This is a genomic window from Acetomicrobium mobile, assembly GCF_937920065.1.
Genome location: NZ_CALETC010000040.1, coordinates 1 through 2,245 on the forward strand (window position 1 = coordinate 1; position 2,245 = coordinate 2,245).

1 protein-coding gene is annotated in these 2,245 nt (G+C 42.4%); it reads left to right on the forward strand.

Going from position 1 to position 2,245, the window contains the following annotated elements; all coding sequences use genetic code 11:
- Positions 1–2,245: type I restriction-modification system subunit M (locus tag Q7P41_RS01715; protein WP_303881662.1), on the forward strand; the 2,245-nt coding region annotated here is incomplete at both ends.

The following is a 2,245-nucleotide window of genomic DNA, read 5'->3' on the forward strand; positions in this document are numbered from 1 at the left end:
ATATGAATAACGGCAAGATAACCTTAAGACAGCTGGAGACCCATCTTTTCAAGGCCGCCGATATTCTCAGGGGGAAGATGGATGCCTCCGAATATAAGGAATACATCTTCGGCATGCTTTTCTTGAAACGCGTTTCTGACGTCTTTGAAGTAAAAAGACAAGAACTAAAAGACAAGTTCACTGCCATGGGTTTCTCGAAAGATGAGATAGCAGAGCTTTTAGAAGATCACGATACGTATGAAGATACATTCTTCGTCCCGACGAGGTCAAGATGGGAAAATATCCTCAACTTAAAAGAGGACGTGGGAAATCAGTTAAATAAGGCTCTAGCCGCACTGGAGGAAGCAAATCCCGAACTCGACGGGGTCTTAAAGCACATTGACTTCAACGCCGTCAAGGGCAAAACTCGCCTAAAGGATCAACAGCTCATCGATCTCATTCATCACTTTAATAAATACAGGCTCACAAACGACGACTTTGAATTTCCCGACTTACTTGGAGCTGCCTACGAATACCTCCTCAGGGAGTTTGCCGACTCGGCGGGTAAAAAAGGAGGGGAATTTTATACGCCTCCTCAGGTCAAACAATTGATGGTAAGGCTTGTTAAACCACAAGAGGGCATGTCAATTTACGATCCCACCGTCGGTTCCGGAGGTTTTCTCATAGAATCAAGGCAATACGTGGAAGAGCAGGGCATGAACCCAAAGAATCTGGCACTTTACGGCCAGGAACTCAACGGATTGACCTGGTCAATATGCAAGATGAACATGATACTTCACGATATACCTGATGCCCATATAGAAAACGAGGATACATTGACAAATCCTGCCTTTACAGAAAAAGGCTACATAAAACACTTCGACAGGGTCTTGGCCAATCCTCCCTTTTCTCAAAATTACTCGAGAGCGAGCATGCTTTACCCGGAAAGGTTCAAGTACGGCTTTACTCCCGAAACTGGGAAAAAGGGAGATCTGATGTTCCTGCAACACATGATCGCCAGCTTAAAAGATGACGGTATCATGGCGACCGTAATGCCCCATGGAGTTCTTTTCAGAGGCGCGCAGGAGAAGGTCATAAGAGAGGGCATAGTGAGAGACGATTTAATCGAAGCCATTATTGGCTTACCTCCAAAGTTGTTTTATAACGTAGGCATTCCCGCGTGCGTAATAGTCATCAACAAAAACAAGCCGGAACATATGAAAGACAGGATTTTGTTCATCAATGCCGATAGGGAATACGGCGAGGGAAGAAATCAAAATTACCTCAGGCCGGAGGATATCGAAAAGATCGTCATGGTCTTCGACAACAAGCTCGAGATCTCTAAATATTCGAGGTTTGTGGACCTTAAAGAGATAGAAGAAAATGATTTTAACCTTAACATCAGAAGATATGTCGATAACTCTCCGGATCCCGAGATAGAAGATGTCCGCGCTCACCTTGTTTGCGGTGTCCCAAAAAGGGAAGTTGATTTATATGAACGTAGTTTTCGCAGGTTCAACGTTCCTTTAAACCTCTTATTCGAAGAAAAAGATGGCGAGTATCTTGAGTTTCAAACAAACATAAGAGAAAAGAACGATATAAAAGAGATTATCGAAAACATGAATGCTATAAACGAAACTATCTTAAAACATAAAGACAGACTCAAAGAATGGTGGAACGAGGTAAATCCCAAAATCGAAAGATTTCGCGGGAACAATAACCTGTGGGATTTTAGAATAAAGGCCATAAAGGGGCTAAAGGAAGCTTTAATGCCTCTTGGGTTGTTAGATGAGTTTAGGGTCTCGGGGATATTCGTTAACTGGTGGGAAGAGCTGAAATATGATTTCAAAACCATAGTCTCCGCCGGTTGGAGCAAAAACCTCATCGAGGACGACAGAATTAAGGATAAATATTTTAAAGCCGAGGTGGAAGAAATAGAGGAACTGGAAAGTAAAATAGCCGAAGCCGAAGGAGAGCTAAACGAGCTTTTAGAAGAAGTCGAGGATTGGGACGAAGAAGAGCAGGGAAGTAAAACGGCAAATAAGGTTAAACAATACCTGGAAGAAGAAATAAAAGACATCTTGCTCGTCCCGAAAAACCAAAAATGGAACAAAAATTTTGCACTGGCTTTGACGAAATTTAACGGTGAGCCCCTATCTGATATGACTAAAAAGATGATCCGGGAGATGTGGCAACTTCACGAAAAAATCGACGATAAAAATAAGGAATTAAGCAAATGGCAGAGGAAACTAAAATCAAAAACAGA